Source organism: Streptomyces sp. NPDC059002 (assembly GCF_042740435.1).
Taxonomy (GTDB): domain Bacteria; phylum Actinomycetota; class Actinomycetes; order Streptomycetales; family Streptomycetaceae; genus Streptomyces.
Genome location: NZ_JBHYJI010000064.1, coordinates 1 through 19,240, shown reverse-complemented (window position 1 = coordinate 19,240; position 19,240 = coordinate 1). Strand labels below are relative to the sequence as shown.

Annotated in this window: 15 protein-coding genes; 9 read left to right on the top strand and 6 right to left on the bottom strand. The window is 72.5% G+C overall.

Annotated features, from left to right (window positions below):
- Nucleotides 1-7: 7 nt before the first annotated feature.
- Together ACFWZ2_RS36330 and ACFWZ2_RS36325 are read right to left on the bottom strand one after the other, a co-directional pair.
- Complete coding sequence (locus ACFWZ2_RS36330; RefSeq protein ID WP_384553176.1) at nt 8-1,348, bottom strand: ABC transporter substrate-binding protein; 1,341 nt, start codon at nt 1,346-1,348, stop codon at nt 8-10.
- A gap of 111 nt (nt 1,349-1,459) precedes the next feature.
- Complete coding sequence (locus tag ACFWZ2_RS36325; protein ID WP_384553174.1) at nt 1,460-2,647, bottom strand: ROK family protein; 1,188 nt, start codon at nt 2,645-2,647, stop codon at nt 1,460-1,462.
- Nucleotides 2,648-3,022: 375 nt separating this feature from the next.
- On the opposite strand from ACFWZ2_RS36325, the gene ACFWZ2_RS36320 reads away from it, so the two are divergent.
- Entirely contained in the window at nt 3,023-4,966 is a 1,944-nt protein-coding gene (locus ACFWZ2_RS36320; RefSeq protein ID WP_384553172.1) for a serine/threonine-protein kinase, read from the top strand.
- Nucleotides 4,967-5,019: 53 nt separating this feature from the next.
- On the opposite strand, the gene ACFWZ2_RS36315 is transcribed toward ACFWZ2_RS36320, so the two are convergent.
- Complete coding sequence (locus ACFWZ2_RS36315) at nt 5,020-5,640, bottom strand: RraA family protein (protein WP_384553170.1); 621 nt, start codon at nt 5,638-5,640, stop codon at nt 5,020-5,022.
- Nucleotides 5,641-5,880: 240 nt separating this feature from the next.
- Here ACFWZ2_RS36315 and ACFWZ2_RS36310 point away from each other — a divergent pair, with 240 nt between their 5' ends.
- Complete coding sequence (locus tag ACFWZ2_RS36310) at nt 5,881-6,645, top strand: polysaccharide deacetylase family protein (protein WP_384553168.1); 765 nt, start codon at nt 5,881-5,883, stop codon at nt 6,643-6,645.
- A gap of 75 nt (nt 6,646-6,720) precedes the next feature.
- Here ACFWZ2_RS36310 and ACFWZ2_RS36305 read toward each other — a convergent pair whose 3' ends face one another.
- On the bottom strand, nt 6,721-7,803 hold the full coding sequence (locus tag ACFWZ2_RS36305; RefSeq protein WP_384553166.1) for a mechanosensitive ion channel family protein: 1,083 nt from the start codon (nt 7,801-7,803) through the stop codon (nt 6,721-6,723).
- 278 nt (nt 7,804-8,081) lie between these two features.
- Here ACFWZ2_RS36305 and ACFWZ2_RS36300 point away from each other — a divergent pair, with 278 nt between their 5' ends.
- Nucleotides 8,082-8,618: an HNH endonuclease gene (locus ACFWZ2_RS36300; RefSeq protein ID WP_306335859.1), complete on the top strand. Its 537-nt coding sequence runs from the start codon at nt 8,082-8,084 to the stop codon at nt 8,616-8,618.
- A gap of 96 nt (nt 8,619-8,714) precedes the next feature.
- Here the strand turns inward: ACFWZ2_RS36300 and ACFWZ2_RS36295 are convergent, their stop codons facing one another.
- Nucleotides 8,715-11,633 (bottom strand): beta-N-acetylglucosaminidase domain-containing protein, encoded by a 2,919-nt coding sequence (locus tag ACFWZ2_RS36295; RefSeq protein WP_384553164.1) that lies wholly within the window; start codon nt 11,631-11,633, stop codon nt 8,715-8,717.
- A gap of 424 nt (nt 11,634-12,057) precedes the next feature.
- On the opposite strand from ACFWZ2_RS36295, the gene ACFWZ2_RS36290 reads away from it, so the two are divergent.
- The 3 genes from ACFWZ2_RS36290 to ACFWZ2_RS36280 are packed head-to-tail and all read left to right on the top strand — an operon-like array spanning nt 12,058 to nt 14,785.
- Entirely contained in the window at nt 12,058-12,294 is a 237-nt protein-coding gene (locus tag ACFWZ2_RS36290; protein WP_384553162.1) for a hypothetical protein, read from the top strand.
- Entirely contained in the window at nt 12,294-14,525 is a 2,232-nt protein-coding gene (gene malQ, locus ACFWZ2_RS36285; protein ID WP_384553160.1) for a 4-alpha-glucanotransferase, read from the top strand. The genes ACFWZ2_RS36290 and malQ overlap by 1 nt, the downstream gene beginning before the upstream one ends.
- 20 nt (nt 14,526-14,545) lie before the next feature.
- Complete coding sequence (locus ACFWZ2_RS36280) at nt 14,546-14,785, top strand: hypothetical protein (protein ID WP_384553159.1); 240 nt, start codon at nt 14,546-14,548, stop codon at nt 14,783-14,785.
- 122 nt (nt 14,786-14,907) lie between these two features.
- Here ACFWZ2_RS36280 and ACFWZ2_RS36275 read toward each other — a convergent pair whose 3' ends face one another.
- Nucleotides 14,908-15,510 carry a TetR family transcriptional regulator gene (locus tag ACFWZ2_RS36275; protein WP_384553157.1) on the bottom strand — a complete coding sequence of 201 codons (603 nt, stop codon included), beginning with the start codon at nt 15,508-15,510 and terminating at the stop codon, nt 14,908-14,910.
- Nucleotides 15,511-15,609: 99 nt separating this feature from the next.
- Between ACFWZ2_RS36275 and ACFWZ2_RS36270 the strand changes: the two genes are divergently transcribed.
- The 3 genes from ACFWZ2_RS36270 to ACFWZ2_RS36260 all read left to right on the top strand — a co-directional run bounded on the left by ACFWZ2_RS36270 (nt 15,610) and on the right by ACFWZ2_RS36260 (nt 19,163).
- Nucleotides 15,610-17,076, top strand: coding sequence for an FAD-dependent oxidoreductase (locus tag ACFWZ2_RS36270; protein WP_384553155.1), 1,467 nt, complete (start codon nt 15,610-15,612; stop codon nt 17,074-17,076).
- A 193-nt stretch (nt 17,077-17,269) separates the two neighbouring features.
- Nucleotides 17,270-18,211, top strand: coding sequence for a DMT family transporter (locus tag ACFWZ2_RS36265; RefSeq protein ID WP_384553229.1), 942 nt, complete (start codon nt 17,270-17,272; stop codon nt 18,209-18,211).
- 34 nt (nt 18,212-18,245) lie between these two features.
- Complete coding sequence (locus tag ACFWZ2_RS36260) at nt 18,246-19,163, top strand: LysR family transcriptional regulator (RefSeq protein ID WP_384553153.1); 918 nt, start codon at nt 18,246-18,248, stop codon at nt 19,161-19,163.
- Nucleotides 19,164-19,240: the final 77 nt, after the last annotated feature.

Sequence of the window (19,240 nt, the reverse complement as noted above, 5' to 3'; positions counted from 1 at the left end):
GGAGTCCTCAGCTCTTCGACTGGAGGGTGTCGGCGTCGATCTGCTCGTCGAGTTTCTTCAGGGCCCCGCGCAGATCACCCACGCGGCCCGCCTCGGCGGAGTACGAGAAGTCCTGCAGCGAGACGACATAGGCGCCGCCGTTCGTGGAGGGCGGCAGGGCCTCGCTGTGCTTGTTCTCCAGGATGTCGAAGAAGGTCCGGAAGGTCGGATCGGCGTCCAGGCGCGGCGACTTGAGCGCCGCGAACGTGGAGGGCACGTTGTGGATGTCGTTGGCGAAGTCCACGACCTGGTTGGTGTCCGTGGTCAGGAACTTCACCAGCTCCCACGCGGCGTTCTGGTGCTTGGAGCTGTGCGCGATGCCCGCCACGGTGCCGGTGATGAAGCCCCGGCCGTAGGTGTCCTTCTGGTCGTCGGGGACGGGCAGCGGCGCCACGCCCCACTCGAAGTCGGCCTTGGCCTCGTTCAGCATGAGGCCGCGCCACTCGCCGTCCAGGTGCATGGCCAGCTTCCCGGTCAGGAAGGCGTTCTGGCTGGACATCTCGTCGCCGAAGGTGAGCCGGAACTTCTCCAGGTCGTCGAATCCGCCCTGGGCGTCGGCCAGTTGGCGCGCCGTCTTCAGGAATTTGTACGTCGCCGGTTCCTTCGCGAGTCGCGAATTTCCCTTGGCGTCGAAGTATTTGGGGCCCCACTGCGCGAAGAGCCGGTCCGGACTGTTCTGGTACAGACGGAAGTTGGGCATGAACCCGACCCGCTTGTACGAGTCCTTGCCGCCGCGCACCGTCAGCTTCTTGGCGTCCCGCTCGAACTCGGACATCGTCCGCGGCGGGCGCTCGATGCCCGCTTCCTTGAACGCGTCCTTGTTGTAGTACATGCCATACGCGTCGGCAAGGAGCGGCAGGGCGCACTGATTGCCCCGGTAACTGGTGTAATCCAGCAGGGTCTTGGGGAAGACCTTCGCCTTGTCGACGCCCGTCTTCTTCATGAACGGGTCGAGGTTCACCCACATCCCGGAGTCGCAGTACTGCCCGACGTTGTTGGTGGTGAAGGAGGACACCACGTCCGGAGCCTTGTCGCCGCCCGCGCGAAGCGCCTGATTGACGGTCGCGTCGGTGACGTTCCCGGTGGCCTTCACCTTGATGTTCGGGTGCATCTCCTCGAAGCGGTCGATGCTGTCGTTGACGGCCTTGACCTCGCCGGGCGTCGCCCAGCCGTGCCAGAACTTCAGGGTGACCGGCTTGGTCGGGTCGTCGTTCGCGCTGCCGACGCTCGGATTGGCGCAGCCGGAGAGCAACAGGCCGGCTGCGGCGAGCGCCGCGGACGCGCAGGTGGGTATGCGCCATCGCGGCATGGCGGACTTCCTTTACGGGAGGCTTGACGGGGGAGGGGAGTCGGGGGAGCGGGGAAAAGGAGAGAAGAGGGCGAGAAGAGGGCGAGAAGAGGGCGAGAAGAAAGAGAGGGTTCAGGCCGTGTCGAAGACCCGGTCACGGGCCTGGGTCAGGGCCTGGCGGAGCGCGCCGGAGAGGATCGGATCGCCGTCGAGCTCACTGATGCGGACCTGCGGCCGGGGCAGCGCGAGCCCGGTCAGCTCCTCCTCGACGCGGACCCGCAGCTTGTCGCCGCCGGCCTGGGCCACCGAGCCGGAGAGCACGACGAGTTCGGGGTCGACGACGGCGACGACCGCGGCGATGCCGGTGGCCAGGCGGCGCGCCACCTCGCCGAGGATGACGTCGTCGGCGAACGCCTCCTCCAACGTCCCGTCCGGGCCCGCGAGTTCACGGACGACGGGCGCGGAGACGAGCGACTGGAAACCGCCGCCGCCGTCAGGGCCGCGGGTCGCCTCGGGGCCGCCGTGCGCGAGCGGCGCGCCCGGCAGCGGCATATAGCCGATCTCGCCCGCACCGCCGGTGGCGCCGCGCAGCAGGACGCCGCCGAGCACGATGGCGGCGCCCACACCGTCGTCGAGCCAGGTGAGCACGTAGTTGTCGTGGTCCTGGGCGGCGCCTTCGTACTGCTCGGCGACCGCGGCCAGATTCACGTCGTTCTCGATGGTGACGGGCGTGCCGAGGACGGCGGCGAGATCGTCGCGCAGCGTCCGCGAGTGCCAGCCCGGCAGGTGGGGGGCGTACCGCAGCTGGCCGGACTGCGGGTCGATGGCGCCCGGCGTGCCGATCACCGCGGCCCGCAGGTCGTCGTGGCCGAGGCCCGCCCGGCGCAGCGCCCCGTCGACGGCCTCCGCGACCAGCTGGGCGGTGCGGTGGCGCACGTCCTCCGCGACGCGCCCGTCGGAGTCCGCCTCCACGCGCTCCCGGCCGAGCACGGTGCCGGTGATGTCGGCGACCAGTGCGGTGATGCCGGTCGGGTCGGCGGACAGCGCGGCGACGTGTCCGGCGCCCGGGTCGAGCTCGTACAGCAGGGCGTTGGGGCCGGGGCGGCCGCTGAGGCTGCCCGTGGTGTGCACGAGCCCGGCGGCTTCCAGGCGGCCGAGGAGCTGCGAGGTGGTGGGTTTGGAGAGGCCCGTCAGCTCGCCGATGCGGGTGCGGGTGAGGGGGCCGTGCGCGACGAGGAGGTCGAGCACCGTGCGGTCGTTCATGGCGCGCAGGACGCGTGGCGTGCCCGGGGTTCCCGGCGTGCTGCCCGCTGCTGCCATGACGACACCTGCCTTTCGGCTGCCCGGCTCCCTCGACGGCGGTGTCGGGGAACTGTTAGGAAAGTTTCCAATTCGTGAGGACCGTAAGGCTGGCGTGAATGAGGCGTCAATAGCGGGCGCCCCCGCGGCAACCAAGTCGTTACCTGTGGGGGCGGGGCGTTGCAAGGGCTGCACTCTGATCTTGCCCGCGGTGCGGGCCGTGGGCGCGGCCCGGCGTACGTTTTCCGCCATTGCGGAACTCCGTGCGGCTACCGGCCAGTTGGGCAGAACCGCCCCGGGCCTCCCACGCGTCCGGAGCTTCCGGGGAGAGATCGTCAGCACCTATCCTCACGTCTGTTCGATCGACCAGCGGTACGACCGGGGGACCAGACCACCATGACCAGTGCGACCGACGGGGTCCACGCAGCAGGCGACGACGGCGACGACGCACCCGACGGCGGCATCAAGCCGCTGACGGCGGCGGACCCCGCGAGGATCGGGCCCCATCTGCTGCTCGGCAGGCTCGGCGCGGGCGGCATGGGACGCGTCTACCTCGCCCGCTCCGAGAACGGGCGCACCGTCGCGGTGAAGGTCGTCCACGAAGAGCACGTCTCCGACGCCCAGTTCAGGGCCCGGTTCCGGCGCGAGATCGACGCCGCGCGACGCGTCGGCGAACGCTACACCGCGCCCGTGCTCGACGCCGACCCGGACGCCGACTTCCCCTGGGTCGCCACGGGATACGTCCCCGGGCTCTCCCTCGAACAAGTCGTACGCGGCCACGGCCCGCTGCCCGCGAAGTCCGTCCACGCGCTCGCCGACGGCCTCCTGCACGCGCTCGAGGACATCCACTCGGCGGGCATCGTCCACCGCGACCTCAAGCCGTCCAACGTGATGCTCACCGTCGAGGGCCCTCGCGTCATCGACTTCGGCATCGCCCGCGCGATCCAGACCTCCGTCGAATCGCTCCTCACCAGCACCGGCATGGTCATCGGCTCGCCCGGCTTCATGGCACCCGAACAGATCCGCGGTGAGAGCGCGGGGCCCAAGAGCGATGTGTTCACGCTCGGCTGCGTGCTCACCTACGCCGCCACGGGCGCGCTGCCCTTCGGACGCGGGGCCAGCAACCAGCACGCCGTCATGTACCAGATCGTCGAGGCCGAACCCGACCTCGACGCGGTGGGCGACGCCGGGCTGCGTGCGCTCATCGCCCGCTGCCTCGCCAAGGACGTGGCCGAACGCGCCGGTATCGACGAGCTGTTGGCGGACCAGGACCGGATCCGGCAGCTGCCGACGGAGACGTCGTGGCTGCCCGCCGAGGTCGTGACACGCCTCGCCCAGCAGGCGGCCCGGCTCCTGGACGCGGAGGCGGCGGAGCCGGTGCGGGAGGCGCCGCCCGTCGCCGCCGAGGGGCCCGACGCGGTCGACAGGGAGACGGCGCGGCTCCGGGCGGGGGCGGGTGCCGGGGTCGCGGAGGTGGCGGCCGTGACGGGTGGCGGTGCCGCCGGGGACCCGTCCACCCAGGAGGGCAGGCGCGCGCGGCGTCGGCGTCCCCTGATGATCGCGCTCCCGGTCGTCGCCGTGCTCTCCGTCGGCGGCGGCACGGTCGCGATGCTGCAGCCGTTCGGCGGCGACAGCGGCGACAGCGCTTCGCCCCCGGCCAGCAGCGCGCCGGTGACGCCGGGCGCCGACTCCTCGCCGTCGCCCGGCGGTTCACCGTCGAAGGACGCCAAGGACAAGGACAAGGACAAGAGCAAGGACAAGAAGGACAAGGACGGCGCCGGCGACGGCAAGGGCGGGGAAGACGGCAGGAACGGCAAGGACGGCGCCGACGGCAAGGACGGCGGGGGCGCCGACGGCTCCGGGGACCCGGACGGCTCCGGTTCCTCCGCCGGGGACGGCACGTCGTCCGGCGACTCCTCCGACGACTCAGGATCAGGGTCAGGGTCCGGCTCCGGGTCCGGCTCCTCCGCCGGGGACTCGGACGACGGGGGCTCCGCGGGGACGGGCGACGGGGGTGGCCTCGTCCCCACGTTCTTCACCGGGTCCTGGCGGTACGGCGGCCAGTACAACATCGGGCAGCCCGACACGGTGAGCATCTCCCGCAGCGGCGCCGTCAAGCTGGTCATGGACCGTCAGACCACGTGTACGTACGCCGCGAAGGTGACGTCGTCCGGCAGCCAGGGCAGCCGCATCAACGTCAGCACGGCGACCTTCGTCGGCAGCCGTCCGCCCGGCTGCTACCCGACCCTCGACCCCTCGTACTTCACCATCAACGGCAGCGGCATCCAGCACAACGTGGGCCCGGCCCACGGAGAGGGCTACTACTACGCCCGCGACTGACCGGCACGTCCTCTGGCCGTGGGCCGGGACGGGTGGGGCTCCCACCCGAACCCTCAGCCCCCGAACCCCCGCTCCTCCAGCGCCTTTTCGATCCGCGCCCGATGGTCCGCCTCCCAGGCGTCCAGCGTCTCCTCCGCCTCCTTCGCGAGCTTCGCCTGGGCTGCCTGGAGTACCTCGGCCGCGTGGGCGGAGGGGGTGACGACGATGCCTTCCTCGTCCGCGACGACGATGTCGCCCGGGTTGATCAGTACGCCGCCCACCCGTACCGGGGTGCCCAGTTCGCCGAGGTGCTTCTTGGTGCCGGGGAAGGGGATCACGCCGCGGGAGAAGACGGGGAAGCCCGCGGCGCGGACCTCGCCGAGATCGCGGATCACGCCGTCCGCCACGAAGCCGACGACGCCCCGGCGTTGCGCCACGGCGCATACGTTGCCGCCGGCCAGGGCGTGGTCCAGGTCGCCCGATTCGACGACGATGATCGAGCCGGGCTGCGCCCGGTAGATCGCCGCGTGGAGCATCAGGTTGTCTCCGGGCACGCACTTCACGGTGTACGCGGGGCCCGCGATCCGGGACGAGTTCCACAGGGGGCGTATTCCGGTGTCCATCACCTGCGCGCGGCCCACCAGGTCCGCGAGCGTGGTGGGGGGAACGTCCTCGAACGCCTTGATCTCAGTCATGGGTCGACCGTACGCGGCCCGCGTCGCCGATGATCCGGAAGCCGGAGTGCCGGGAAGAGAGAGATCGCGCCAACCCGCATGGTTCCGGCCGCCGTTCCGGGGGAGTTGTCCGCGATCTCTCCCGGAATTGTCCGTGATCGGTAACAGAGGGATCCCTTGTCCCCTGAGTCTCGTCCTGCCAGGTGGTCACGAGGTGGCCGGGCAACGGGGATCGGCGAGGAACTTCGCAAAGGGGCGGGCATGGCGCGGCACAGTGGTGGGCGGGGCTGGTACGGGAAGCTGATCGGGGCGGCGCTCGGGGTGACGATGCTCGCCACGGGGGCCTCGGTGTGGACCGCGCAGGCCGGTACCGAGGACGACGCGGCACCGGCGGCGAAGGCGCCGAGCAGTGCCGTCAAGCCGGTCGACGCGACCATCGCGCACGCCTCGGAGGCCGGGAAGCGCGGCGTCAACATCACCATCGACGACGGCCCCGACCCCAAGTGGACCCCTCACATGCTGGATCTGCTGCGGCAGTACGACGTGAAGGCCACGTTCTGCATGGTGGGGACGCAGGCGCAGGCCCACCCGGACCTCGTGAAGAAGGTGGTCGCGGACGGGCACCGGCTGTGCGACCACTCGGTGTCGCACGACACCGCCATGGACAAGAACACCGAGGCCTACCAGTCCCAGCAGATACTCGACGCCGAGCGCATGATCACCAAGGCGTCCGGCGGCGTCCGGCCGATGTACTACCGGGCGCCCGGCGGCGCCTTCACCCCGTACAGCCGCAAGCTCGCCGCGTCCCGCGGCATGCGCCCGCTGGGCTGGAACGTGGACACCAAGGACTTCGAGCGCCCGGGCACGGACGCCATCGTCGCCACCGTCGAGCGGGAGCTGTCCAACGGTCCGACGCTCCTCTTCCACGACGCGGGCGGCGACCGCACCCAGACCGTCGAGGCCCTGCGCCGGCTGCTGCCCCGGCTCAAGGAGCAGGGCTACACCTTCGGCTTCCCGGTGCGCTGAGCCAGGGCCCGGGCAGGACCGCGCCGACAGGTCCCGCCCGGCGTACCGCTTGCTCCGCTCCTTCGACTCCTTCGACTACTTCGACAGGTTCGGCGGCGGCGTTATCGGCGACGCCGCCAGCGACTGCGGAGACGTCGCCGACGCGTACGCCGAGGGGGCCGCGACGCCTGCCGAGGGGTCGGCGGCCGTCTCCTCGCCGGGCTGGAGCGGAAGGCCGCCCACGATGCGGATGCCCGCCTCGTCGAAGGCGCGCTTGATGCGCCAGCGCAGCTCGCGTTCGACGCCGAGGGACTTGCCCGGCATGGTCTTCGCGGAGACGCGGACGACCATGGAGTCGAGCAGCACGCTGTCCAGGCCGAGGATCTCGACGGGCCCCCAGAGGCGCTCGTTCCAGGGCTCGTCCTTGGCCATGGTCTCGCCGACCGCCGTGAGGGTCTCCTTCACCTTCTCCAGGTCCTCGTCCGGGCGGACCGTCACGTCGACGCCCGCCGTGGACCAGCCCTGGGAGAGGTTGCCGATGCGCTTGACCTCGCCGTTGCGGACGTACCAGATCTCGCCGTTGTCGCCGCGCAGCTTGGTGACGCGCAGGCCGACCTCGATGACCTCGCCGGAGGCGACGCCCGCGTCGATGGAGTCGCCGACGCCGTACTGGTCCTCGAGGATCATGAAGACGCCGGAGAGGAAGTCGGTCACCAGGTTCCGCGCGCCGAAGCCGATCGCGACGCCCGCCACACCGGCGGAGGCCAGCAGCGGGGCGAGGTTGATGTCGAACGTGCCGAGGATCATGAGCGCGGCCGTGCCGAGGATCAGGAACGACGCCACCGAGCGCAGCACGGACCCGATGGCCTGCGAGCGCTGACGGCGGCGCTCCACGTTCACCAGGAGCCCGCCGAGCGCCGTGCCGTCCACGGCCTGCGCCGTGCGGTTCATGCGGTCTATCAGCTTGGTGATGGCACGGCGGACGATGACGCGCAGGACGACCGCTATCGCGACGATCAGCATGATGCGCAGGCCGATGCCGAGCCAGGTGGACCAGTTCTGCTCGACCCAGCTGGCCGCGTTCGTGGCGCTCTCCTGGGCGTCCTCGAACGTGGGCGGCTTCGACGTCGACTTGTCGTCCGGGTCCGTTCCGGCTGCCGACAGGACGGACAAGAACACGGCAGGTACCTCCAGGTATCGCGGCCTGCCCAGAAGATGCCCCGGGCAGACCCACCACACTAACGGGGCATTGTGTGTGGATCGTTGTCGTGTTCGAGGGAGAGACGGTGCTCACCTGGGGAAGAAGCAAGTGATGTGCCGGTGCCGCGCGCCCTGTGGTCGAAAACACTTCAAGGCCGTTACCGGCACATGGTGGCGCTACGACCAGGCATGAGGGGAGACTGGCTACAGATCGTCCCGGCGCGAGCCACGCGCCGCCGGCGTACAAGGAGGCATCCGTGCCGCACGTCCTGGTCCTCAATGCGTCGTACGAGCCTCTCGGCGTCGTACCGCTCCGCCGCGCGCTCGTCCTCGTCCTGGAGAACAAGGCTCTCTGCCTCGAGGAATCCGGCGCCTTCATGCACAGCGCAACGCGCACCGTCCCCGCACCCAGCGTGGTCCGCCTCAAGCGGTTCGTCCGGGTCCCTTACAGGGGGCCCGTTCCTCTGACCAGGCGGGCACTGTTCGCCCGCGACGGCGGTCGGTGCATGTACTGCGGTGGCGTCGCAACCAGCGTCGACCACGTCATTCCGAAGAGCCGAGGCGGCCAGCACGCCTGGGACAACGTGGTGGCTTCCTGCCGCCGCTGCAACCACGTCAAGGCCGACCGGCACCTGATGGAGCTGGGCTGGCGGCTGCGGCACAAGCCCGCGCCGCCCTCGGGCCTCGCGTGGCGCATCATCGGGACCGGACATAGGGATCCGCGCTGGCTGCCGTACTTGCAGCCGTTCGGCGCGGAGGACGCCATGGCCCGGATCGACGGCATTTCTGCCTAGAACTCGATCCGGGCCTTTGTCGTCCCCGGCGCCTGTCACACGAGTGACACGGAGAGCGAGGACGGCACGTGCGAGACGTGCGGGAGTACGCGGTCGTCAGTCGTCGGCGACCGCGTACGCCTCCACGGACCAGAGCGAGTAGCCGAAACGCGTAGCCCGTTTGTCGCCCTGCACACGGATGTAACGCGTGTCACGCGCATCCATGCGGACCGCCTCCCGGCCGCCCTTGCCGTCCTTCACCGTCGCGGCCGTCCGCCAGGTCCGCCCGTCGGACGACGTCTGCACCCGGTAGCCCGCCGCGTACGCGTCCTGCCAGCGCAGCACGACCTGTCCGAGCCTGACGGGCTCGGCCAGCTCCAGCTGCCACCAGGCGCCGTCCTCGGCCGGGGACGACCAGCGCGTCTTCAGGTCGCCGTCGTTCGCCGCCGACGCCGGGAAGTCCTTCGTCTCGTCGCCCGACGACGAGGCCTTCGCGCCACGGGCCAGGTCCTTGCCCGCCGTACGGGGGTAGGCGCGGACCGACACCGTGCGGGTCTCGTCGCCGAAGCGCAACGGGATGTCGTACGTCCCCGCGCGCGTGCCCGCCGGGACGGTGATGTCGACCGGCACACCGACCTCCGTGCCGCGCGGCAGCGTCGTCGCCTCCGGGACGCGCACCTCGATGCCCTTGGGCGGCTTCGCCGTGAGCCGTCCGCCGACGTCGCCGGGGCGCAGCGAGAGCAGCTTCGCCGTGATCCGCTGCGCACCGCCGCCGATCTCCGCGTCGGCCTCGGTGCGGGCCAGGGAGAGGCGGGCCGCGGGGGAGTCGGCGTACCAGGGCACGAGGTGGCGGACCGTGCCCTGGGAGACGGTGGCGCGGACCGCGTCGGCGCGCACGTCCTTCAGGGTGAGTTCGGTGAAGCCGCTCTCGGAGAGGCCGCCGACGTGCCGCCAGCCCTCGCCGGGGACGTGCGCCTCGATGCCGCCCTTCGTGCCGGGGTCGGTGAGGGCCGTGACGGTGGACAGGGCGCGGGCGCGCGGCAGCCTGGCCGTCGCGCGGTCCGACGCCTGCTCGGCGTCGAGGCCCGCCCACGTGTCGTACGCCTTCAGGGATCGTGTCAGGAACGGGTCGAGCACGCCCTTGCCGACGGTCACGTGGCTCGCCTTCAGCTCCTTGTGCAGCTTCGCCAGCGAGCGCGCGGCCCGCCAGGCGGCCGGTCCGTCGCCGTCGGACTGCGCGCGCAGCATGTCGACGGCGGTCTCGCCCGCCTCGCCGTACCGCGCCAACTGCTCGATCCAGGGCCGTACTTCGTCGTCGAGCGTGCTGTCGGCGAGCCGCTCGGGCGCCTGGCGCATCACTGCGAAGGCCGCGCGGAGGCGCTGCGCCGCCTTCTCGTTCCCGGCCCGGTCCTTCGTCGCGCGGGCCCGCCAGAAGTCGCTCATGAGGGGACGCAGATACGCCGACTCGTCGGCGCCGAGCACCGAGGACGCGTCATTGCCCGCGAGGGCCCGCAGGGCGCCCCGTGCCGACGCGTCGGGGCCCGCGAGGTCGTCGATCGCGGCGAGCCAGGACTCGTGCGGCCGGTAGGCGCGGGGGTTCCAGGCGTAGTCGGCGGCCGTGAACAGGGGGATGCGGGAGGCGGACGGCTGCTCCATGGCGTTGCCGAGGAGCGCGGCGGAGCCGGTGGCGACGGCGGGCTCGCGGCCGGTGTAGGGGCCGAGGAAGATACGGTCCTGCGCGAAGTCGTTGACGGGGTAGTTGTCCATCGTGACGAGCGGATGCGGCCCGAACGCCTCGCGGGCGCCCGCCAGTTCACGCCCGGTGATGGTCCTGGGGACCACGCCCACGCCCGTCCACGCCACCTCCACGCGGCGGTCCAGATCGTCCGAGAGGGCCGCGCGGTACTCGGTCGAGCCGTCCTGGAAGTACTCCGTCGGCATCAGGGAGAGCGGCTTCGCGTCCGGGTGGCGCTCCGCGAGGTGCGCGGCGACGGCGTTGGCCACCTTGGCCTGCGCCTTCGCGGCGGCCTTCGGCCCCGAGCCGAACGTCTCCGCGTCCTGGCCGCAGTGCCACTCGCTGTAGCTGACGTCCTGGAACTGCAGCTGGAAGGCGCGCACGCCGAGCGCCCACATCGCGTCGATCTTGCGGGTGAGGTCCTTCACGTCCTTGTCGGACGACATGCACATCGCCTGGCCCGGGGCGACGGCCCAGGCCAGCGTGACGTGGTTGGCCTTCGCGCGCGCGGCGAGGGCGCGGAAGTCGGCGCGCTGGCCGGCGGGGTAGGGCTCGCGCCAGCGGGCCTGGCGGTACAGGTCGTCGCCGGGGGCGTACAGATAGCGGTTCTGCTTCGTACGCCCCATGAAGTCCAGCTGCGCCAGGCGCTGTTCACGGGTCCACGGAGTGCCGTAGAAGCCCTCCGTCATCCCGCGCACGGCCGTGCCGGGCCAGTCGCGGACCCGGGCGCCGGACATGGTGCGGGTCTTTGTGCCCGTCAGCTGCCGCAGCGTCTGCACGGCGTGGAAGAGCCCGTCGTCGCCGACCCCCGCGAGGGCGACGGTGTCCCGGCCCGCGACCTGTCCGACGGCGAGCCGGTACCCGCCCGCGGGCAGGTCGCCGCGCTCGCGCGCCCCGAGGGAACGCAGCGCCCGGTCGGCGCCCGCGCCGTCCGCGTGCACCACGAGCGTGCGGCCCGCGGGCGGCGGGGCGCCGTCCCTGACCTCGGTGATCCGCCGCGCGCCCGCGTCGCGCAGCAGCGTCCGCAGGGCCTCCACGGCGTACGCGTCCGGGTCGTCGCCCGTGACCAGCACGACGTCGTCGCCGACGGTGACGGCGGCCCCCGCGGCACTCATCGACTGCGGCCGCGGCCAGACCGGCGGCAGCCCGTCGCTCGCGGGGTCGCGGTCCGGGGACGTGGCGGGGGTGCCGGGCCTGCCGGGGGCGGCCGGAGCCGCGAGGGCGCCGGGGGCGCCGCCGAGCGCACCCGCGATGACGGCGACCGCGACGGCGGCCGCGCCCTTCCTGCGCCGCAACTGCACGGCCTCTCCTCGTCCCTGTGGTCCCACACATCACGTGTGGTGGTGAGCCCACCACTGCGGCGGTCGGGGTGTCAACGGGACCGCGTGGGGGCGGGGGGATTTTCCTCGGGCTGGTGGTATCGGGGTGGTGGGTGTGAGGGAAATGGGAGGGGTGTGGGGGTGTTGGGAAGGGCCCACGGTGTGGCTGCGGGGGCTTCCTGGGGAGTTCCGGAGGGGAGGCCCGGAGGGGAGTCCCGTAGTGGACGTTTTCCCGGTGGGTGACAGATCGGCGCGTGATCTTCCGGAGTGGGGGCGGGCGGATGGAAACAACTCCCGTATGCGGGAACCAAATGTGACCAGCGCCACGTTGAAGCACCGTATACGTCTGCGGCCCCGCGCACTGGGTAGGGCTGCCGTGACCTGCCCCCTGACAAGGAGCCCGCACGTGGCCGCTTCCGCGAATCTTCTGCTCTCCGCTCTCTCCAAACAGGTCTCCCACCCCGACTCGGGCCTCGACGGTTCCTGCTCCTGCGGCTGCCTGGAGCCGCCCCTGACCAGCGAGCCCCCGCTCGCCGACGCGGCACCGCTGACCAGCGAGCCGCCCCTCACCGACGCCGCGCCGCTGACCAGCGAGCCGACCGCCACCGGCATGGCCTCGGGCCTGGACTCCATGGGGGTCTGATGCCCCTCTCCCGGCTCGCCGCCGCCCACGGCGTCGCCACCTCCTACTCCCCGTCCCCGGGGCGTACGGTCCCGGCCTCCGATGCCGCGGTGATCGCGGCGCTCGCCGCCCTCGGCGTGGACGCGAGCACCCCGGAGGCGACCCGCGCGGCCCTCGCCGAGCGTGAGGCGCACCTGGCCGAGCGGCTGCTGCCGCCGACGGTGGTGGTCTGGACCGACACCCCCGCGCCCGGCGCCCCGCCCTTCGCGCGCCTGGCGCCGGGGACCCGGGTGCGGGTGGAGCTGGAGGAGGGCGGGGCGGTCGCCTGGGAGACGACCGGTTCCGGCGGGGTTGCGGAGGCGAGCGGCGGCGGAGGCGGTGAACGGCCCCTGGTGGCGGGCGAGTTACCGCCCGGAGTGCATCGTCTGCCGCCCGGAGTGCACCGAGTTCTCGTCCGCGGTCCCGACGGCAGGACCGCGCACGCGCACCTCGTGGCCGCGCCCCGGCGGATCAGGACCCCGGAGGGCCGTACGCACGGATTCCTCGTCCAGCTCTACTCCCTGCTGTCCCGGTTCTCCTGGGGCATGGGCGACCTCGGTGACCTGGCCGAGTTCGCCGCCTGGTCCGGGCACGCGCTCGACGCGGGCTTCGTCCAGGTCAACCCCCTGCACGCGGCCGTGCCGGGCCTGCCGGGCGGTCCCGGCGGGGACCCATCTCCGTACCGCCCCTCGTCCCGCCGCTTTCCCGATCCCGTCCACCTCCGCGTCGAGGACGTCCCCGAGTACGCGCATCTGCGGGGCGAGGCCCGCGACCGCGCCGAGGAGCTGCGCGAGAGAGCCGGGCGATTGCGCGCATCGGTCCTGCACCAGGGCGAGTTGATCGACCGGGACGCGGTCTGGGCCCTCAAGCGCGAGGCCCTCGAACTGCTCCACGGCGTCCCCCTGGGCCCCGGCCGCCGCGCCGCCTACAACGCCTTCCTCGCCGAGCAGGGCACCGCCCTGGAGGACCACGCCACCTGGTGCGCCCTCGCCGAGATGTACGGACCGGACTGGCACTCCTGGCCCGCCCCGCTGCGCGACCCCGCATCGCCCGAAACGGCGCGCGCCCGCTGCGATGTGATGGACCGCGTCGACTTCCACGGCCGTCTGGCCTGGCTCACCGACGCCCAACTGGCCACCGCCCAGCGCACCGCACGCGAGGCGGGCATGGCCATCGGCCTCGTGCACGACCTCGCGGTCGGCGTGCACCCCGGCGGCGCCGACGCCTGGGCCCAGCAGCGGCACTTCGCGCCGCACATGACGGTCGGCGCCCCGCCGGACGCGTTCAACGCGCGCGGCCAGGACTGGGGCCTGCCGCCCTGGCGCCCCGACCGCCTCGCCGAGTCCGGTTACGCCCCGTACCGCGCCCTCCTGCGCGGCCTGTTGCGGCACGCGGGCGCGCTCCGCATCGACCACGTCATGGGCCTGTTCCGCCTCTGGTGGATCCCGGCGGGCCGCGATCCCACCGAGGGCACCTATGTCCGGTACGACGCGGAGGCGATGCTCGCCGTCCTCGCCCTGGAGGCGCACCGCGCGGACACCCTCGTCATCGGCGAGGACCTCGGCACCGTCGAGCCCGGCGTCCGCGAGACCCTGCGCGAGCACGGCGTCCTTGGCACGTCGGTGCTGTGGTTCGAGCGGGACTGGAAGGGCGCGGGGGAGGGCGGGGGTGCCGGTACGGGGCGCCCGCTGCCGCCGGACCGCTGGCGCGCGGACTGCGTGGCGACGGCCACCACGCACGACCTGCCCCCGACGGCCGCGCGCCTCACCGGCGAGCATGTCCAACTCCGGTACGACCTCGGCCTGTTGACCCGCGACGTGACCCTGGAGCGGGCCGCGGCCGCGGCGGACGTGCACGAGTGGCTGGCCCTGCTCGCGCTGCTCGGCATGCTGCCGGGCGGCATGGGCTGCGAGGAGGACGAGATCCGCGCCGTGCACCGCTTCCTGCTCGCCACCCCGGCCCGGATGGTCGGCATCTGGCTGCCGGACGCGGTCGGCGACCGGCGTCCGCAGAACCTGCCGGGCACCTGGGACCAGTATCCGAACTGGCGGCTGCCGATCGCCGATGCCGCGGGACGCCCCGTCACCCTGGAGGAACTCGCCGCGTCGCCGCGCCTGCACGCGTTCATGACGGTCTTCCGCGGCGGCGTCGCGGCGCCCGGTGCGGGCGTCGCGCAGACCCGTACGGCACCCCCGGGCGCGCACCCGGTTTAGGAGTTCGCTACGTTTGCACCGTGGACAAGAAGAACGCTCTGCGCGCCGGCGCCCTGGCCTCCGGCACGACGCTGATGATGCTGCTCATGTCGTCCCCCGCGCTCGCGCTCACGCGCGACGACGGCGACGACCCGGGCCCCGGCCTGAGTGTCGTCGACACGCTCGGCCTCTATGTCGTGGCGCCCATCGTGCTGTTCCTGGTGATCGCGGGCCTCGTCATGGTCGGCGACAAGTCCCGCAAGCAGCAGAAGCAGGGCTGATCCGGGGGCTCACGCCACCCCTTTCGTACGCTCCGTCGAGGGCGCGCTCCACCATGAGTCCATGCTCGTCATGACTCCCCGGTGAAGCGCGCCCTCGACGTGTTCACGGCCGCCCCACGGGGTCACCCGTGCTCGGGCCGCTCAGCCGTCAGATAGCGCTGGATCGTCGGCGCGAGCCAGTCCGTGATCTCCTGCCTGGTCAGCGCGGTCGAGGGCGGGAACCGCAGGACGTACCGCGTCAGTGCGAGCCCGAGCACCTGCGCGGCGCAGAGCGCGGCCCGGGTCGGCGCCTGTTCCGGGTCGGGGCAGACCTCGCGCGCGACCGGCAGCAGCTGCTCCCTGAAGATGTCCTGCATGCGCTCGGCGCCCGCCTGGTTGGTGATGCCCACCCGGAGCAGCGCGGTGAGCGTGCCGCCGTCCTCCCACAGGTCGAGGAAGTGGCCCACGAGCACCCGCCCCACGTCCTCGCGCGGCACCCGCGCGAAGTCCGGCATCCGCAGGTCGGCGGAGGTGGCCGCGGCGAAGAGGCCCTCCTTGTTGCCGTAGTAGCGCATCACCATGGACGGGTCGATGCGGGCGTCCTTGGCGATGGCGCGGATCGTCGCGCGCTCGTAGCCGTCGGCGGCGAACCGTTCGCGGGCCGCCGCGAGGATGCCGGCCCGGGTGGCGTCGGAGCGGCGTGCGCCCTGGGGGTTCGCTGCGCCTTCGGCAGCCGTCTCTGTCATGCCAACAAACGTAGGCCAACGCCTGTTGACAGTCCATAGCGCCGCCTCTACGTTGGCCAACAAGCGTTGACCAACAAGTGTTGGCATCAGGAGGCAGCCATGAACGGCACGACCGGAACCATGGGCACCACCGACCGCGGGACCGCACGCGACATCGTCGTCGTGGGCGCGGGCCCCACCGGACTCCTCCTCGCGGGCGACCTCGCCGCGGCGGGCGTACCCGTCACGCTCGTCGAGAAGCGCGCCAAGGGCATCAGCAACCTCTCCCGCGCGATGGTCGTGCACGCCCGCACCCTGGAACAGCTGGACGCCCGCGCCCTCGCCGACGAGCTGGAGGCCAAGGGCGAACCCCTCGGCAGGCTCCGCCTCTTCGACCGCCTCTCGCTCGACCTCGCGACCCTGCCGTCCCGCTTCCGGCACGTCCTCGTCCTGCCGCAGTACGAGGTGGAACGGGCCCTGGAGCGGCGTGCCGTCGAGGCCGGAGTGCGGTTCGTGTACGAGACGGAGGTCGCGGGCCTCACCCAGGACGCCGACGGCGTGACCCTTGAACTCCACGGCCCCGGCGGCACGTCCGGCACGCTCGGCGCGGCCTTCGTGGTCGGCGCCGACGGGCTGCACAGCCGCGTGCGCGAGGCGATCGGACTGCCCTTCCCCGGCAAGTCCGTCATCCGCTCCCTCGTCCTCGCCGACGTCAGGCTCGCCGAGCCGCCTCAGACCCTGCTCGCCGTCAACGCCGTCGGCGACGCCTTCGCCTTCATCGCACCCTTCGCCGACGGCTACCACCGCGTCATCGGCTGGAACCGCGCCCGCGACGTCCCCGACAGCGAGCCGCTCGACCTCGCCGAGGTCAGGGAGATCGTCCGGGCGGCGCTCGGCAGGGACTTCGGCATGTACGACGCCCGCTGGATGTCCCGCTTCCACAGCGACGAACGCCAGGCGCCCGCCTATCGTGTGGGCCGCGTCTTCCTCGCGGGCGACGCCGCGCACATCCACTCCCCGGCCGGCGGCCAGGGCATGAACACCGGCCTCCAGGACGCGGCGAACCTCGGCTGGAAACTGATCGCCGCCGTCAACGGCCGGGCCCCGCAAGGGCTGTTGGACAGCTACCAGACCGAACGGCACCCGGTCGGCAAGCTCGTCCTGCGCACCAGCGGCGGACTCGTCAGGCTCGCGATGGCCAAGCGCCCCTGGACGCTCGCCGCCCGCGCCGCACTCGCCGCCTTCGTCAACCACGTACGCCCGGTGCGCGTGAGGGCCGTCGGTCAGATCACCGGCATCGGCGTCGCCTACGCGGCACCGAAGGGCGCCCACCGGCTCGTCGGACACCGGGCGCCGGACCTCGCGCTCAAGGAGGGGCGCCTCTACGAAGTGCTGCGCGAGGGGCAGTTCGTGCTCGTCGCGCCGGAGGGCGTGGAGCGGGCGGAGGGGCCTGTGGTGACGGCCCACTGGGCGAGCGGCCGTCGTACGACCGTCCTCGTGCGCCCCGACGGATATGTGGCGTGGGCCGCGGAGGACGCGGACGCGGAGGCGGTGGCGGCGGCGCTGGGGGAGTGGGGCATCGCGTAGCACCCCGAGCCGCTGCCCGCCCCGCTCCGCCCCCACTGAACCATTCGCTTCTCCTTCAAGGAAGCATCGAAAAGATTCGATGGACCTGATGGGTGAGGGGGTGTCACGGTAGTCCCGCAACCCACCGAGACACCCCCGCCGACGCGGGGAGAGAGGCGAGGGACACCCCGTGACCGTCCTGGACCGGACCCCCATCGACACCGTGACGAGCGACCGCAAGGCCGTGTCCGCCGCAGCCCGCCCCCTCGGCATCGGCCTCGCGCTCGCCGCCCTCGCCACCGTCGTCTGGTCGGGCAGCTTCGTCACATCCCGCGCCCTGCACGACACCGTGCCGCCCGTCCAGCACGCGTTCTGGCGCTGGATCATCGCCATCGCCGCGGTCGCGCCGTTCGCGGCCCGCGAGACCTGGCGGCAGCGGGCCCTGCTGCGCCGGCACCTCCGCTTCCTGCTCCTCGCCTCGCTGCTCGGCGTCACGATCTACAACACCCTCGTGAACCAGGCCGGGATGACCACCACCGCGGGCAACATGGGCATGATCATGGCCGCGTCGCCCGTCCTGATGGCCGTCTACGAACGCGCCGGAGGCACCAGGCTCGGCGCACGCCGCGTCACCGGCATGCTCGTCGCCTGCGCCGGAGTGCTGCTCCTCGTCAGCAAGGGCTCCCTCGCCATGGACTTCGCGGTCGGCGACCTCTGGGTGATCGCGGGCGCGCTCTCCTTCGGCTCCTACAGCGCGCTCCTCAAGCGCAAGCCCGCGGAGATCGGCGGACTGCCCTTCCTCTTCTCGACGTTCGTGCTCGGCGCGCTGATGCTGCTCCCCGTGTTCGCCGTCAGCTACGCCGTCCAGGGCGGCTTCGAACCGACGGCGGGCACGGTCTCCCCGCTCCTGTACGTGGGTGTGGTGTCGTCGGCGATCGCCTTCTTCGCCTGGAACAAGGCCGTCTCGATCATCGGCGCCGCCCGCGCCGGAGTCGTCTACTACCTCCAGCCGGTCTGCGTCGCCCTGCTGTCCTTCGCGCTCCTCGGCGAGGCGATGGGGTGGCTGCAGGTGCTCTGCATGGGACTGATCCTGGGCGGCGTGATCCTCGGCTCGGCCGCGGGCGGCCGGGCTCCCCGCGACCGGGACCGCGCCTGACATGGCGGGCGGCGGGGGTCTGTACGTTGACTCCATGAGCGAGTGGGACATCAAGAAACTGCAGATCCTGCGGACGTTGAGCGAACGGGGCACGGTCACGGCGACCGCGGCGACCCTGCAGATGACGCCCTCCGCCGTGTCCCAGCAGCTGTCCAACCTCGCCAAGCAGCTGGGCGTACCCCTGCTCGAAGCGCACGGGCGCCGCGTCCGGCTCACCGACGCGGCCCACCTCGTGCTCCGGCACGCCGAGGCGGTCTTCGCCCAACTGGAGCGGGCCGACGCGGAGTTGGCGGCCTATGTGCACGGGGAGGCGGGGGAGGTGCGGGTCGGGGCGTTCTCCACCGCGGTGCCCGCGCTCGTCGTCCCCGCGGTGCGGGCCCTGCGGGAGGCGGCGCCCGGCATCTCCGTACGGGTGCGGGAGACCGAGGCGGCCGAGGCGTACGAACTCCTCGCCGCCGGAGAGGTCGACATCGCGCTCTCCCTCGCGGCGCAGGCGCCCGCCGCGGCCGACGCCGACGCGCGCTTCACCCGGGAGTCACTGCTCGCCGACCCGCTGGACGTGGCGCTTCCCGAGGAGCATCCACTGGCCTCCGGCCCGCAGCCGCGCCTCGCCGATCTCGCCGCCGAACCGTGGATCTTCGGGGGCAGCGGGCCCTGGTCCGAGATCACCCGGGCGGCGTGCGAGGGCGCGGGCTTCACGCCGGAACAGGCCCACTCCGCCTCCGGCTGGACCGCGATCCTCGCGATGGTGGAGGCGGGCATGGGGGTCGCGCTCGTGCCCCGCATGGCCGCGGTGCGGCGTGACGGCGTCGCGATGCGGGACCTCGGGCCGGACCGGCCCCGGCGCCACGTCATCGCCGCGGTGCGCCGCGGGGCGGCGGGGGGTGCGGCGGTCTCCCGCGTCCTCGCGGCCCTCCGCGAGGCGGTTCCCACGCGGTCGCCGTCCCCCTAGCCCGCGTTGCCGCCCGGCTGCGGGCCGGTGGGGGCTGACCGCGCAGTTCCCCGCGCCCCTTACGGGCCCCGTAAGGG